Below are 15274 nucleotides of genomic sequence, written 5' to 3'. Positions count from 1 at the left end.
TGTTTTCCTTGAAACTTTGGTTGAGGACTCAGCGGTTCACGAAAACGGGTTCTGGCGTTTTTCCCACTCGGTCATCCAATCGGCAAAGGCCTGCGGTTCGACGGCCTTGCTGAAGTAATAACCCTGGGCTTCCTCGCATTGGTGCTTCTTGAGAAATTCAAGCTGCTCAAGGGTTTCCACCCCTTCGGCGATGATGTGCAGGTTCAGGCTCTTGCCCAGGCTGATGATGGTGCTCACCAGCTTGGCGTCATTGCTATCGATGCTCAGGTCACCGACGAACGACTGGTCGATCTTCAGCACATCCACCGGAAATTTCTGCAAATAGCTCAGGCTCGAATAGCCGGTGCCGAAATCGTCGATGGCCAGGCGTATCCCCTGTTGCTTGATGGCCTTGAGGATGGCGACCGTGGTATCGATGTTCTGCATCAGTACGCTTTCGGTGATCTCCAGTTCTAACTGTGTCGGGTCCAGGCCGGTTTCCTTGAGGGTGCGGGCGATGCCTTCGACGAAGCCGCGCTGGCGAAAATCGATGGCCGAGATGTTCACCGACAGGCACAGCGGCCGCATGCCCTGGGCTTGCCAACGGCAGGCCTGCTGGCAGGCTTCCTGGAGTACCCATTGGCTCAGCGGCACGATCAAGCCGCTGTCCTCGGCCACCGGAATGAAGTCCGCCGGGTAGACCAGGCCATGTTCCGGCCTGTTCCAGCGCACCAACGCCTCGACACCGACCACCTTGCCGCTCTTGAGGTCGAGCTTGGGTTGGTAATGCAGCACGAATTCCTTGCGTTGCAGGCCCAGGCGCAGGCCCGATTCGATGGTCTGTTGCTGCCGTGCCCGGCGGTTCATGTCCTCGGTGAAGAAACGGTAGTCGTTGGGGCCGGTTTCCTTGACGTTGCGCATCGCCGTCTCGGCTTTCTTGATCAGCGCCACGGCGTCGAAACCGTCGCTCGGGTATACGCTGATGCCCAGGCTCGCGGTGACGCTCAGGTCATGGCCGTCGATAGGCTGGGGGGTGCTGATGGCCGCCAGCAGTTTTTCGGCCACGCCTTTGGTTTGCTGCGCCTCGGTGATGTCCCCCACGATCACCACGAATTCATCGGAACCGTAGCGGAACACCGAATCGGACTCACGCACCACGCTCGCCAGCGCCCGGGCCACGCGCTTGAGCATTTCGTCGCCCACCGGATGGCCCAGCGCGTTGTTGATGCGCTTGAAGCGGTCCAGGCCGATGAACATCACCGCCAGTTGCCGGTCGTGCCGACGGCACTGGGCCATGGCCTGGGTCAGGCGATCGCCGAGCAACATGCTGTTGGGCAACTCGGTGAGCACGTCGTATTGCAGCAGGTGGGACACCTTGAGCAATTCCTGGACGCGCTCTTCGATCGTGCGTTCCAGGCTGCGCATTTTCCGCGCCGCATCCTGGGCCAGTTGCCATTTCCAGGTCATGGCGCTGGCCATCTGGCGGATTTCCAAGGTGTCGAACGGTTTCTTGAGAATCAGCAATTGGTCATCGAACTCGATCCGTTCGGCCATGGTTTCCCAGGAGTAATCCGAGAAGGCCGTGCACAGGGCGATTTGCAGGCGCGGGTCGGCTTTCCACAGTTGTTCGATGGTTTGCAGGCCATCCCAGCCTGGTGGCATGCGCATGTCGGCGAACACCAGCGCGTAGGGCTGGCCTTCGGCCTGGGCGCGCTTGACCAGTTCCAGTGCCTCCTCGCCCTGGTAGGCCGAGTCGATCTGAAATTGCAGCCGGCTGACCTGTGGGGTGCCGAACAGCAGGCTTTCGGTGTCGTCCAGCGAATCATCGCTGCCGCCGCTGGGGCTGAGGATCTTGCGAAAGTCCTGGTGGATCGCCGGCGTGTCGTCCACCACCAGGATCCGCCGGTTGGCTGGCACCGACATGGGGTTCATGGATTGCTCTCCGATAGCTGGCTCGCTGGTCGGGTCCAGTGGTCTGTCGCGGGAATGATGGTGCCGGCCTTGAGCAGTTTGGCGGCCTGGCCGCTGTCGACCACGGTGCTGAAGTAATGCCCCTGGGCCTGCATCGCGCCGCCGCTGGACATCAGTGTGGTGCGTTGCTCCTGGGTCTCGACGCCCTCGGCAATGATCCCGATGCCCACGTCCCGGGCGAAGTTGATGATCGCCCGCAACGTCGTGGCGTTCTCCGGGTCGTCGTTGGCGCTGTCGAGAAAGCGCTGGGCGAGCTTGAGGTGATTGACCCGGTAGGTCTTGAGGTAATCGAACGAGGAATATTCGGTGCCGAAGTCATCGATGGCGATTTGCACGCCCAATTCGCAGAGGCGCGGCAGCACGTCGTTGTGGGTCCACTTGGTCTGGGCCAGGGTGGCTTCGGTGACGTCGAAACGCAGGTCCCAGGGGGCCAGTTCCCAGCGGGCGGTGGTGCGCAGAACGTCGTAGATCAGTTCCGGGCCGGTCTTGAGTTGGGTCAGGGACAGGTCGATGGCGATCACCGGCGGCGCCATGCCCTGGTCGCGCCATTGGCGCATCTGTTGGCAGGCCTGGTCCAGCACCCAGTGCCCGAGGGCAATGATGATTCCGGTCTTTTCGGCCGCTGGCATGAAGGCCGCCGGTTCCAGCCAGCCCCGTTGGGGGTGGTTCCAGCGCACCTGCACGCCCATGCCGAGGATCTTGCCGGTGCCGAGGTCGACTTCGGGCAGATAGTGCAGTTGCAGTTCCTGGTTTTCGATGGCTTGGCGCAGATCGTTGGCCAGGGCGACCCGGTCGGTGACTTCCTGGTTAATTTCCTCGTTGTGGAAGTGATACTGGTTGCGACCCTTTTCCTTGGAGCGGTACAGGGCCATGTCGGATTGCGCCATCAGGCTGTCGGCGCTCAAGCTCTGCGGGGTGTACAGGGCGATGCCGATGCTCACGGAGATCCGCACGTCGTTGCCGTCCAGGGAGTACGGCGCCACGAGGGCATCGCGGATCTTGCCCGCCAGTGCGGCGCAGTGGGTCGCTTCATGGACGTCCAGTTGCAGCAGGGCGAATTCGTCGCCGCCCAGGCGCGCCACCACATCGTTTTCCCGGGTACAGGACTTGATGCGGGCGGCGACTTCCTGCAGCAGCAGGTCGCCGATGGGATGGCCCAAGGTGTCGTTGATGCGTTTGAAGTGGTCCAGGTCCAGGTAGAACATGGCAAACGGCGCCGCGCCCCGACGAGCGGCGGCGAAGGCCTGGTGCAGGCGCTCGATCATGGTGGCGCGGTTGGCCAGCCCGGTCAGGCCGTCGGTGCGGGCGAGCAGGGCGATCTTCTCTTCGGCCAGCTTGCGCTCGGTGATGTCGAGGATGATGCCTTCCACTTCCAGCAACAGGCCCTGGTCGTTGCGCACCGGAATGTAGCGGTTCTCCACCCAGCGGAATGTGTCGTCGCCAGTGCGCATGCGAAACTCGATGGAGGCCCCGGCAGTGTCACGGTCGAGGACGCGGACCATGGCCTCCTGGACTTTGTCCTGGTCGTCGGGGTGGATCAGGGTTTGCGCCCAGTCCGGCGCGTTGATCAGTTGCGCCGCGGAATGACCGAACTTGGTGATGTTATGGGAGATGTACATCAACGCGAACGGCGGCTCGCCCCGCAGGCGATAGAGAATGGTCGGGCTGTTCTGCACGATGATGTTGGCGTCGGCCAACTCGCGGGTGCGTTCCTCGACGGCCCGTTCCAGCATGTCCATTTTCAGCGCCGCGTCCTCGGTCATCTGCCATTTGACGGTCAAGGCGCTGGCCATCTGGCGGATCTCAATGGCGTCGAAGGGTTTTTTCAGGATGAGCAGGCGGTCGCCCAGTTCGAGGCGCTCGGAAATGTCTTCCCAGGAATAATCCGAGTACGCGGTGCACAGGGCCACTTGCAGCTTGGGGTCGGCGCGCCACAGCCGTTCGATGGTTTCCAGGCCGTCCCAGCCCGGCGGCATGCGCATGTCGATGAACGCCATGGCGAAGGGCTGCCCTTGGGCCAGCGCCGTCTCGACTTTGTTCAAGGCTTCCATGCCCTGGAACGCCGAATCGAGGACGAAACTCATGGCGGCAACGGCCACCGGCGCGCCGAACAGAGCCTCTTCGGCGCTGCTCAGGTTGTCTTCGGCGTTCATCCGGGGGCTGAGGATCTTGCGAAAATCCTCATGGATGGTCGGGGTGTCGTCGACGATGAGGATCCGCCGATTGGTTTTATCCAAAGGCAGGCTCATGGCCGTGCACCACTTTGATGCTGACTATAGAACCCTGGGAACATCTGATATCCCTTTCGCTGGCATGAGTCTTCGGCCTGTACATGGCCCTTCATGGGGTAGAGCATAGTCGCCTCATCGCGATGCGCTCGGCCACTGATGGCAAATGTGTCTAAATTTTCGCAATCTACTAGGCTGTATTTCGGGGCTAGTAGAACGGTTGTCGTGAACAGGAGGGGGTTCAAATGGAAGATCAATCGCCGGACGTTCCGGTAAAGAAGCCGACGGTGCTGCTGGTCGATGACGAAGAGTCGATTCTCAACAGCTTGCGTCGGCTATTGCGCAGCCAGCCCTACGAGATCCTGCTGGCCGACAGTGGCGCCAAGGCCCTGGAGATTCTCAAGGAGCGGCCGGTCGACCTGGTGATGACCGACGCGCGCATGCCGAACATGGATGGCGCCACGCTGTTGGCCGAGATCCGCAAGCTGTACCCCTCGACGTTGCGCATCCTGCTCACCGGTTATGCCGATGTGGACATGATGACCAAGGCCATCAACGAGGGGCAGCTCTATCGTTACCTCAGCAAACCCTGGAACGATGAGGAGCTGGTGCAGGCCTTGCGCCAGGCCCTGGCCCACCAGCATTCCGAAAGCGAGCGCCAGCGTCTCGAAGCGTTGAACCGCGAGCAGAACCAGCAACTCAAGACCCTGAACGCCACCCTGGAAAAACGCGTGGCGTCGCGTACCTCCGAGCTGCAGCAGACCGCCGACATGCTCGACCTGGCCTACGACGAGCTCAAGCGCAGTTATGTGACCAGCACCGAGGTGTTTTCGCTGATCGCCAACCTGCGCCTGCCCAAGGCCAAGCAGACCAACCGGCAGATCATCGAGTTGATCAGGGTCTACAGCCGGCTGCATTTCCTCGATGAGTCCACCGACCGCGACCTGACCATGGCCGCGGCGCTCTACAACATCGGCAAGCTGAGCTGGACCGACAATATGATGGTCACGCCCGCCGACTTGCTGCACCACAATGAACTCGATCTCTATCGGGCCTATCCGAAGCAGAGCGAATCGCTGCTGATGACCCTGGACCCGATGAAGGATGCGGCCCGGATCATCCGCCATCACCAGGAGCGCTGGGACGGCAGTGGTTTCCCCGAGCACCTCAAGGGCGAAGCTATTCCCTTCGGCTCGCGACTCTTGAAATTGGCGGTGGATTTCATCGAGCTGCAGCGCGGGTTGATCCTCGAACGACAGATGAACAGCGACGAAGCGCTGGTCTACATCCGCAAATACGCCGGCAAGCTGTACGACCCGGACATGGTCGAGGACTTCATCAAGGCCTGCGGCGAGTACCTGGAAGACGTGACCTTGTCGGACCCGACGGTCAAGGTCATGAACACCCGGGAACTGGCGGCCGGCATGATCCTGGCGCGCAACCTCAACGCCGACAACGGCATGCTGCTGCTCAACGCCGGCAAGGTCCTGAGCGGTCCGCTGGTGGAAAAGCTCATCGCCTTCGAGTCGATGGAAGGGGCCCGGTACAGCGTGTTCGTCAAGATCCCCGAAGAACTGGCCGACCCTTCGGCGCCGAGGCCGATTTTGGGGTGATGCGGATCGGACAGACGGCGCAGTTCAACCTGTGGGAGCGGGCTTGCTCGCGAAGGCGATGTATCAGGCGACATTGGCTCTGACTGATAAGCCGCCTTCGCGAGCAAGCCCGCTCCCACATGGGTATGTCTGGATTCTGAAACCAGCGCCAGGCTTTGCTCCCTGCGGCTTTGGTCTGTAATCTCCCCGGCATTTTTCTGCCCAAGGCTTTGAATCATCATGACCACTTCCCTCATCCGCATCGCCGCCGCCCTGTTGCTCGGGCCGGACGGGCGAACCCTGCTGGTGCGCAAGCGCGGCACCCGGGCCTTCATGCAGCCGGGGGGCAAGATCGAGGCCCATGAACAACCGGTGCAGGCGCTGGCCCGGGAGCTGGAAGAAGAGCTCGGGTTGCGGATCGACTCGGCCCAGGCCCGCCACCTGGGTGTGTTCAGCGCACCGGCGGCCAACGAACCGGGGTTTATCGTGCAGGCCGAGGTGTTTTTGCTGAACATCGACGCCCCGGTTTCGCCGGCGGCCGAAATCGAAGAGGTGTGCTGGATCGACCCGGCCGGCGACAGCGATCTTGTACTCGCCCCGTTGACAGGCGAGGTGATCCTGCCGTTTTATCGAGCGACACACCTCGCCACTTGCTGATTCATGCCTCAAGGACTGACGCCCATGATTCCATTGCCGGACCTGTTGATTTTCGCCGCCGCGGCGTTACTGATGGTGCTGACGCCCGGCCCGAACATGATCTACCTGATTTCCCGTTCGATCTGCCAGGGCCGAAAGGCCGGCGTCACCTCGCTGTTGGGCGTGGTGGCGGGGTTCTTCGTGCACATGTTCGCCGCCGCCGCGGGGCTGACGGCGGTGTTCCTGGCGGTGCCCATGGCCTATGAAGTGTTGAAATGGGCCGGCGCGCTGTACCTGTTGTGGCTGGCCTGGCAGGCGGTGAAGCCGGGCGCGCGTTCGCCCTTCGAGGCCCAGCAGTTGCCGGCGGACTCGACACGCAAACTGATCACCATGGGCTTTCTCACCAGTGCGCTGAACCCCAAGATCGCGGTGTTCTATCTGTCGGTGTTCCCGCAGTTCATCAGCCCGGAACACGGTTCGCTGTTCACCCAGAGCATCATCCTCGGGCTGACCCAGATCAGCGTCAGTTTCAGCGTCAACCTGCTGATCGCCCTGTTCGCCGCCGGCATTGCCTCGTGGTTTGTCCACAACCCGAGCTGGCTGGCGGTGCAGCGCTACTTCATGGGGTTTGTCCTCGGTGCCCTGGCGCTGCGCCTGATGCTTGAGCAACGGCGTTCGGCGTGAACATCCGACGCCTGCGGGCCGGTGATGCCCTGGTGTATCGCGAGCTGATGCTCCAGGCGTACGCCTTGCACCCCCAGGCCTTCACCTCCAGCGTCGGCGAACGGGCGAAGTTGCCCCTCAACTGGTGGGAGTCACGCCTGGGCAGCCGGCTCGATGTGCTGTTGGGAGCGTTTGTCGAGCAAGAACTGGTCGGCATCGTTGGCCTGGCCCTGGACCCCCGGGAAAAAGCCCGGCACAAGGCGCTGCTGTTCGGCATGTACGTCGCCGACGCACATCGCCAACGAGGCCGTGGCTACCAACTGGTACAGGCGGCCCTCGACGAAGCCCGGCGCCACACCTTCCTGCGCCTGGTGCAACTGACCGTCACCGCGGGCAACGACCCGGCGCTCAAGCTCTACCAGCGCTGCGGTTTCGTCCTGTACGGTCTCGAACCGATGGCGATCCGCGTGGGCGACGAGTACCTCGACAAAATCCACATGTGGCTAGAGCTGTAAACCAACCGGCCATGGCTGTTGAGCTTTATTTGTGGCGAGGGGATTTATCCCCGCTGGGCTGCGAAGCAGCCCCCAAACCAGGCAACTCGGTGTGTCAGGAAGATTGAGTTCGCTGCTTTAGGGCCGCTTCGCAGCCCAACGGGGATAAATCCCCTCGCCACAAGGAATGTGCTTCACCGCACGGCACTGACTCCATCCAGCGTGGAAAACGACGTGTCCTTGGCCGTCAGCAAGAAATCGCGCATGTACGGCGCGTCGAGCATGTCGGTGCGCACCGCCGCGTACAGCGTGGCGAACAGACCTTTCTCCCCCAGCCGCTTGGCCTTCACGTAGCCCCGCGAGCTGTATTCATGCAGCGCCCAGTGCGGCATGCCGCAGACGCCACGACCGCTGGCCACCAGTTGCATCATCATCACCGTCAGCTCGGACGTACGCACCTGGGCCGGTTCGATGTCGGCCGGTTCCAGGAAACGGGTGAAGATGTCCAGCCGGTCTCGCTCCACCGGGTAGGTGATCAGGGTTTCGCTGATCAGGTCCTCGGGCACGATGTAGGGCTTGCCCGCCAACCGATGTTGGTTGGCCACGGCGAGCATCGCTTCGTAGGTGAACAGCGGCACGTACGTGATGCCGGCCAGTTCCAGCGGGTCGGAGGTCACCACCAAATCGAGATCGCCCCGGGCCAAGGCCGGCAAGGGGGCGAAGGCGAAACCCGAGGCCAGGTCCAGCTCGACTTCCGGCCAGGCATCGCGGAACTGGTCGATGGTCGGCATCAGCCACTGGAAGCAGCTATGGCACTCGATGGCCATGTGCAGGCGCCCGGCGGTGCCGCCCGCCAAGCGGGCGATGTCCCGTTCAGCACTGCGCAGTAACGGCAGGGCGGCATCGGCCAGTTGCAACAGGCGCAGGCCGGCGCTGGTGAAACGTACGGGCTTGGTCTTGCGCACGAACAACTGCATGCCCAGGCGCTCTTCCAGTTCCTTGAACTGGTGGGAGAGGGCGGACTGGGTCAAGTGCAGGCGTTCGGCGGCTTCGACCAGGCTGTCGGCTTCGCGCAGGGCATGCAGGGTCTTGAGGTGACGGAGTTCAAGCACCGGAGTGGCTCCATGAGTAAAACTTGTGATCAACACGAAAAGGTTGAGTTTGTCTCATGTAGGTCGAGCTGTCGACAATGGCGCCATCTTTTACAGGAGGACGCACACCATGGCCCTGGCCCACACCCTCGGTTTTCCCCGCATCGGCGCCGACCGCGAACTGAAAAAAGCCCTCGAAGCCTACTGGAAGGGCGACCTGGCCCCGGCTGCGCTGCAAGCCGTGGGGCGTGAATTGCGGGCTCGGCACTGGCAACTGCAGAAAGATGCCGGCATCGACCTGCTGCCCGTCGGCGACTTTGCCTGGTACGACCAGGTGCTCAGCCACACCTTGACCCTGGGTGCCGTCCCGCAACGTTTCCACGGCACCTTGAATGCCCAGGGCCGGCCGACCCTCGACACCCTGTTCGCCATGGCCCGTGGCGCCACGGCCAGTTGCTGCGGTGCCGAGCACGGCCAGGCGCAATACGCCCAGGAACTGACCAAGTGGTTCGACACCAACTACCATTACCTGGTCCCGGAGTTTTCCGCCGACCAGACCTTCGCCCTGAGCTGGGAACAGTTGTTCGACGAAGTGGACGAGGCCCATGCCTTGGGCCATCAGGTCAAACCCGTGATCATCGGCCCGTTGACCTACTTGTGGCTGGGCAAGGCCAAGGGCGAGGCGTTCGACAAGCTCGGCCTGCTGGAGCGCCTGCTGCCGGTCTACGGTGAAATTCTCAACCGCCTCAAGGCCCAGGGCGTGGAATGGGTGCAGATCGACGAGCCGATCCTCACCCTGGACCTGCCCCTGGCCTGGAGGAGCGCCTTCGAGCGGGCTTACCACATCCTCCAGTACTCGCCGTTGAAAAAACTCGTGGCCACCTATTTCAGTGGCCTGCAAGACAACCTCGGCCTGGCGGTGAGCCTGCCGGTGGACGGTTTGCACATCGACGCGGTACGTGACCCGGAACAACTGGGCCAAGTACTGGACCGCCTGCCGACCTACAAGATTCTCTCGGTAGGCCTGGTCAACGGTCGCAACGTCTGGCGCTGCGAACTGGAACAGGCGCTGGCGCAATTGCAAGCGGCCCAGGAGCGCTTTGGCGACAACCTTTGGGTCAGCACCTCGTGCTCGTTGTTGCACAGCCCGGTGGACCTGGAACGTGAAGACCGGCTCGACCCCGAACTCAAGAGCTGGCTCGCCTTCGCCGTGCAGAAGTGCGGTGAAGTCGCGGTGCTGCGCGATGCGCTGAACGATCCACAGGCCCCCGCCGTGCTGCAGGCGTTGAGCGACAGCCGCGAGGTGCAGGCCCGTCGCGCCGGCTCGGGGCGCATTCACAAAGCCGAGGTCCAGGCGCGCCTGGCGGCGATCGGGCCGCAGGACAGCCAGCGGCATTCGCCGTTTGCCCAGCGCATCGAACGCCAGCGTGCACGCCTGGCGTTGCCGGCCTTTCCTACCACCACCATCGGCTCCTTTCCGCAGACCCCAGCCATACGCCTGGCCCGTCAGGCCTACAAGCAGGGCAAGTTGTCGGCCAACGACTATCAGGACGCCATGCACACCGAGATCCGTCATGCCGTGCAGATCCAGGAACGCCTGGGCCTGGACGTGTTGGTGCACGGTGAAGCCGAGCGCAACGACATGGTGGAGTACTTTGCCGAGCAACTGGACGGCTACGCCTTCACCCGTTTCGGCTGGGTACAGAGTTACGGCTCGCGTTGCGTGAAGCCGGCGATCATCTACGGCGACATCAGCCGCCCGAAAGCCATGACCGTCGACTGGATCCGTTACGCGCAAAGCCTGACCGACAAGGTCATGAAAGGCATGCTCACCGGCCCCGTGACCATGCTGATGTGGTCGTTCCCCCGCGAAGACGTGTCGCGCCAGGTCCAGGCCCGACAACTGGCCCTGGCCCTGCGCGACGAGGTGCTGGACCTGGAAAAGGCCGGGATCAAAATCGTGCAGATCGACGAGGCGGCGTTCCGCGAAGGGCTGCCACTGCGTCGCGGGCAATGGCAGCACTACCTGGACTGGGCCGTGGAGGCCTTCCGCTTGTGCGCGTCGGGCGTGGGGGATGACACCCAGATCCATACCCACATGTGCTACAGCGAGTTCAATGATGTGATCAAGGCCATCGCCGACATGGACGCCGATGTCATCACCATCGAGACCTCCCGTTCGGACATGGAGTTGCTGGAAGCATTCGAGGCGTTCGACTACCCGAACGACATCGGCCCGGGCGTCTACGACATCCACTCGCCGCGGGTGCCGGACACGACCGAGATGGTTGCGCTGATGAGCAAGGCGGTGAAGCGCATCGCCGCCGAGCGGCTGTGGATCAACCCCGACTGCGGGCTCAAGACCCGGGGCTGGCCAGAGACGGAAGCGGCTCTGGTGAACATGGTGGCGGCGGCGCGGCAGTTGCGCAGTCAGTTGGCCTGAGGCCCCACAGGTTTGCCCCCCCTGTGACCTTGCACCCTGTGGCGAGGGGATTTATCCCCGTTGGGCTGCGAAGCAGCCCTGAAGCCAGGCGCCTTGTTGTATCAGGTGGATTGCGTCCAGCTTTTTCTGGGGCTGCTTCGCAGCCCAGCGGGGATAAATCCCCTCGCCACAAGGGGTAGTATTCGGTTTTATTGCTCCCCTTGACCGGGCAACCATCACCACTCGGCAATCTTCATCAAACTGTCACGCAACTGTGGCAGCGCGCTTGAACAAACTTCATCAGACTCGCGCTCTACTGGGGTTCTGCGTTTCGGTGTTTCTTCATGCGTGTACTTATTTTCCTGGCCGCGTTGTTTTTCGGCCTGCCGTCGATGGCGGCGTCTCGTTGCGATGTCAATGTTGCGACCCAACGGGTCGATCTGGATCAGGTCAGCCTGGCCTACCAGAGCATTGGCCGTGCCTCGGATCCTGCATTGCTGTTGGTGATGGGCCTGGGTGGGCAGTTGATCCATTGGCCGGACGAAGTGGTGGTCGCCCTGTGCGAACAGGGTTTCCGGGTGATTCGCTACGATAACCGCGATGTCGGCCTGAGCACCTGGCGCCAGGCGCCCGGCAGCGCCAACCTGACCTTTGAAGCCCTGCGCTACAAACTCGGCTTGCCCGTGGCCGCGCCCTATACCCTCACCGACATGGCCGACGACGGGCTCGGGCTGATGGACGCGTTGCAGGTGCGAAGCTTCCATGTACTGGGCGCGAGCATGGGCGGGATGATCGCCCAGCACATGGCGGCCATGGCGCCTGAGCGGGTTGAAAGCCTGACCCTGATCATGACCAGTTCCAGTGCCGCAGGCTTGCCCGCGCCCAGCGAAAGGCTGGTGCAACTGTTGTCCCGGCGTGGTGCTCCGAATCGTGAAATGGCCCTGGAGCAACAGGCCGACCTGCTGGCCGCGTTGGGCAGCCCGATGGTGGTGGATGATCGCCAGGCCTTGTTGCATCAGGCTGCACTGGCCTATGACCGGGCCTTCAACCCCGAAGGCGTGAAGCGCCAGATCATGGCGATCATGGCCGAGCCGAGCCGGGTAGCACTGCTCAATCAACTGCGGGTACCGACCCTGGTCGTCCACGGCACCGCCGACCCGTTGCTGCCGGTGATGCACGGCGTGCACCTGGCGGCACACATCCAAGGCAGCCAACTGAAACTGATCCCGGGCCTGGCCCATCGCTTCCAGGACGCGTTCAAGGCGCCGTTGCTGGGGGCGGTGTTGCCGTACCTGCAGCAGCACCGCGAAGACACGTCCCATTGGGCGCAGATTGAAGCGGTGCAGGCGCCGAATCTGCTCTAGCGGATGCCTGGGTTTTTTGTGGCAAGGGTTTAGCACATGGCTTCTACCGCACCTGCGCCTGCGCCACCAACCAGTCCATCAACTCCAGCAACGGCCCCGAAGCCTGGGGCTTGCGCGGGTGTACCAGGTGATAGCCCAGCCCGGTCTTGACCTTCAGCTCGAACGGCATCACCAGCCGGCCGGCGCTCAGGTCGTCGCCGATCAGCGACCAGTCGCCAATCGCTACGCCGGTGCCCTGGGAGGCCATGGACATCGCCAGGTCCAGGGTTTCGAAATGTTGGCCCTTGCTGACGTGGTTCAAGTGCACATCGGCCGCCGCCAGCCAGGCGTTCCAGTCACGCTCGTCAAGGGCCGGGTGCAACAGCAAGTGGTGCTGCAGGTCGGCGGGTTCATGCAGCGGCACCGGTCCTTCCAGGATCAGGCGGGAGCAGACAGGCGTCAGCTGTTCATCGAACAGGTGCAGGCACGCCAGCGAGGCACCCGGTGGTGGGCCATAGACCACCGCGGCGTCGAAGGCTTCGCGCTGGAAATCCACGCCGTGCCTGACCGTGGTGGTCAGTTCCACCGGCACGTCCGGTCGTTCCTTTTGCCATTGCAACAGGCGCGGCAGCAACCAGCGCATCACACAGGTCGGGGCCTTGAGCTGCAGGGTCTGGCGTTTTTCGCCGATCTGCTCGACCGTTTCGCCGATCAGGCTGAACACCTGCTGCACCCGTGGCAGCCACGCCAGGCCCTCGGCGGTCAGGCTCAGGCCGCGGGCCTGGCGCTGGAACAACGCATAACCCAAGTGATCTTCCAGTCCGGCGATCTGTCGGCTCACCGCGCCCTGGGTGATGTGCAGTTGTTCGGCGGCCCGGGTGAAGTTGCAGCATTGGGCCGTGATCAGAAATGTGTGCAGCGCCGGCAACGGGGGGAGTCGTTTCATTTCGATCCAAGCCATGACGTGAGGACATGGCTAGTATGACTTTTTATCCATTGTTGTCGCCATGCCCCGACCGTTCCAATAACGCCATCCCCAAGACAAAAGAGGCCCGCTTCCTGCGTTGCGCGGCCCTTTACCCGACCAGAAAAAGGCAATGGCAATGGCGACGTGCGGCGAAGTATTGGTCAAGTTACTCGAAGGTTATGGCGTGGAGCAGGTGTTCGGCATTCCCGGCGTGCACACCGTCGAGTTGTACCGCGGGCTGGCCCGTTCCAGTATCCGCCATGTGACGCCGCGTCATGAACAGGGCGCAGGTTTCATGGCCGACGGTTACGCCCGGGTCAGCGGCAAGCCCGGCGTGTGTTTCATCATCACCGGTCCCGGCATGACCAACATCACCACCGCCATGGGCCAGGCCTACGCCGATTCGATCCCGATGCTGGTGATCTCCAGCGTGCAGTCGCGCAGCCAGTTGGGCGGCGGTCGTGGCAAGCTGCATGAACTGCCGAACCAGTCTGCGTTGGTGGGCGGTGTCGCGGCGTTTTCCCATACGCTGATGTCCGCCGCCGAATTGCCCGGCGTGCTGGCCCGGGCGTTCGCGGTGTTCCAGGCCGGGCGCCCGCGGCCGGTGCACATTGAAATCCCGCTGGACGTTTTGGTCGAAGACGCCGATGCCTTGCTTGCCAGCGTGCCGGTGAACATCAGCCGCGCCGGTGCCGCACCGGGTGCGGTAAAACAAATGGCCGACCTGCTGGCGACGGCTCGACGGCCTCTGATCCTGGCCGGTGGCGGGGCCATTGACGCAGCGCCTGAATTGACCGAGCTGGCCGAACGTCTCGGCGCGCCGGTGGCGTTGACCATCAATGCCAAAGGCCTGCTGCCTGCGCGCCATCCGTTGCTGATCGGCTCCACCCAGAGCCTGGTGGCCACCCGTGCGTTGGTGGCTGAGGCGGACGTGGTGCTGGCCATCGGTACCGAACTGGCCGAAACCGATTACGACATTACCTTTGCCGGCGGCTTCGAGATTCCCGGTGCGCTGCTGCGCATCGACATCGACCCGGACCAGACCGTGCGCAACTACCCGCCGCACTTGGCGCTGGTGGCCGACGCCGGTGTCGCCACCCGGGCGTTGCTCGACGAATTGGACCGGCAACCCTTGGCCGAACGTCAGGCCGATTGGGGGCCGGCCCGTGCCGCCCGGTTGCGGGCGGAGCTTCAAGGCAGTTGGGACGCCGCGACCCGCGCCCAGACCGTGTTTCTCGAGACGGTCTTGCAGACACTACCGGAGGCCGTGTTCGTCGGCGATTCCACGCAACCGGTGTACACCGGCAACCTGACCTTCAACCCGGAGCAGCCGCGTCGCTGGTTCAATTCCTCCACCGGCTACGGCACCCTTGGCTACGCGTTGCCGGCGGCCATCGGCGCCTGGCTCGGCGGCACGGACCTGGGCCACGGTCGCCCCGCGGTGGTGTGCCTGATCGGTGACGGCGGGTTGCAGTTCACCCTGCCGGAACTGGCCAGCGCCGTGGAAGCGCGCGCACCGGTGATCGTGCTGCTGTGGAATAACCAGGGCTACGAAGAGATCAAGAAATACATGCTCAACCGCGCCATCGAACCGGTGGGGGTGGACATCTACACCCCGGATTTCATCGGGGTCGCCAAGGCCTTGGGCTGCTTTGCCCAAGCCATCGACGATGTGCCGGCGCTGCGTGCGGCGTTGCTGGCGGCCCGTGAGCGGCAGGGACCGACATTGATTGAAATTGACCAGGGTGTCTGGGCATCGAAGTGTTGAGGTGTTTTGACTGGCCTCATCGCGAGCAAGCTCGCTCCCACACTGAGTCTGTAGTGAACAGAGAACCTGTGTTCACTGAAGATCCCTGTGGGAGCGAGCTTGCTCGCGATGAGGCCCCCC

General features: G+C 63.1%; 11 protein-coding genes. 7 read left to right on the top strand and 4 right to left on the bottom strand.

Annotated features, from left to right (window positions below; genetic code table 11):
• Positions 1-36: 36 nt before the first annotated feature.
• A complete protein-coding gene (locus BM317_RS03430) occupies positions 37-1911 on the bottom strand; it encodes a two-component system response regulator (protein WP_092166340.1) in 1875 nt (624 codons plus the stop codon).
• A complete protein-coding gene (locus tag BM317_RS03425; RefSeq protein ID WP_092166341.1) occupies positions 1908-4199 on the bottom strand; it encodes a GGDEF/EAL domain-containing response regulator in 2292 nt (763 codons plus the stop codon). Before BM317_RS03425 ends, BM317_RS03430 begins: the two co-directional genes overlap by 4 nt.
• A gap of 224 nt (positions 4200-4423) precedes the next feature.
• Here BM317_RS03425 and BM317_RS03420 point away from each other — a divergent pair, with 224 nt between their 5' ends.
• From BM317_RS03420 to BM317_RS03400, 4 genes are all read left to right on the top strand, one after another.
• Entirely contained in the window at positions 4424-5791 is a 1368-nt protein-coding gene (locus BM317_RS03420) for a response regulator c-di-GMP phosphodiesterase, NosR family (RefSeq protein ID WP_092166342.1), read from the top strand.
• 219 nt (positions 5792-6010) lie between these two features.
• Complete coding sequence (locus tag BM317_RS03410) at positions 6011-6427, top strand: NUDIX hydrolase (protein WP_092166345.1); 417 nt, start codon at positions 6011-6013, stop codon at positions 6425-6427.
• A 24-nt stretch (positions 6428-6451) separates the two neighbouring features.
• Positions 6452-7090: a LysE family translocator gene (locus BM317_RS03405; protein WP_053124734.1), complete on the top strand. Its 639-nt coding sequence runs from the start codon at positions 6452-6454 to the stop codon at positions 7088-7090.
• Positions 7087-7584 carry a GNAT family N-acetyltransferase gene (locus tag BM317_RS03400; RefSeq protein WP_092166346.1) on the top strand — a complete coding sequence of 166 codons (498 nt, stop codon included), beginning with the start codon at positions 7087-7089 and terminating at the stop codon, positions 7582-7584. Before BM317_RS03405 ends, BM317_RS03400 begins: the two co-directional genes overlap by 4 nt.
• A gap of 173 nt (positions 7585-7757) precedes the next feature.
• Here BM317_RS03400 and metR read toward each other — a convergent pair whose 3' ends face one another.
• The gene (gene metR / locus BM317_RS03395) at positions 7758-8675 is read right to left on the bottom strand and encodes a transcriptional regulator MetR (protein WP_060740854.1); all 918 of its coding nucleotides are present in this window, start codon (positions 8673-8675) and stop codon (positions 7758-7760) included.
• A gap of 109 nt (positions 8676-8784) precedes the next feature.
• Between metR and metE the strand changes: the two genes are divergently transcribed.
• A complete protein-coding gene (gene metE / locus BM317_RS03390) occupies positions 8785-11097 on the top strand; it encodes a 5-methyltetrahydropteroyltriglutamate--homocysteine S-methyltransferase (RefSeq protein WP_092473086.1) in 2313 nt (770 codons plus the stop codon).
• Between the two features lie 323 nt (positions 11098-11420).
• Positions 11421-12440 (top strand): alpha/beta fold hydrolase, encoded by a 1020-nt coding sequence (locus BM317_RS03385; protein ID WP_092166348.1) that lies wholly within the window; start codon positions 11421-11423, stop codon positions 12438-12440.
• Positions 12441-12483: 43 nt separating this feature from the next.
• Here the strand turns inward: BM317_RS03385 and BM317_RS03380 are convergent, their stop codons facing one another.
• On the bottom strand, positions 12484-13365 hold the full coding sequence (locus BM317_RS03380; RefSeq protein WP_092473172.1) for a LysR substrate-binding domain-containing protein: 882 nt from the start codon (positions 13363-13365) through the stop codon (positions 12484-12486).
• 157 nt (positions 13366-13522) lie between these two features.
• Here BM317_RS03380 and BM317_RS03375 point away from each other — a divergent pair, with 157 nt between their 5' ends.
• Positions 13523-15154, top strand: coding sequence for a 5-guanidino-2-oxopentanoate decarboxylase (locus BM317_RS03375; RefSeq protein ID WP_092166349.1), 1632 nt, complete (start codon positions 13523-13525; stop codon positions 15152-15154).
• Positions 15155-15274 lie beyond the last annotated feature (120 nt).

It is taken from the genome of Pseudomonas sp. NFACC24-1, assembly GCF_900115235.1.
In the GTDB taxonomy this organism is placed as follows: domain Bacteria; phylum Pseudomonadota; class Gammaproteobacteria; order Pseudomonadales; family Pseudomonadaceae; genus Aquipseudomonas; species Aquipseudomonas fluorescens_AA.
Note: the sequence above shows the minus strand (reverse complement) of the source record. Positions and strands in the feature narration are given on the sequence as shown.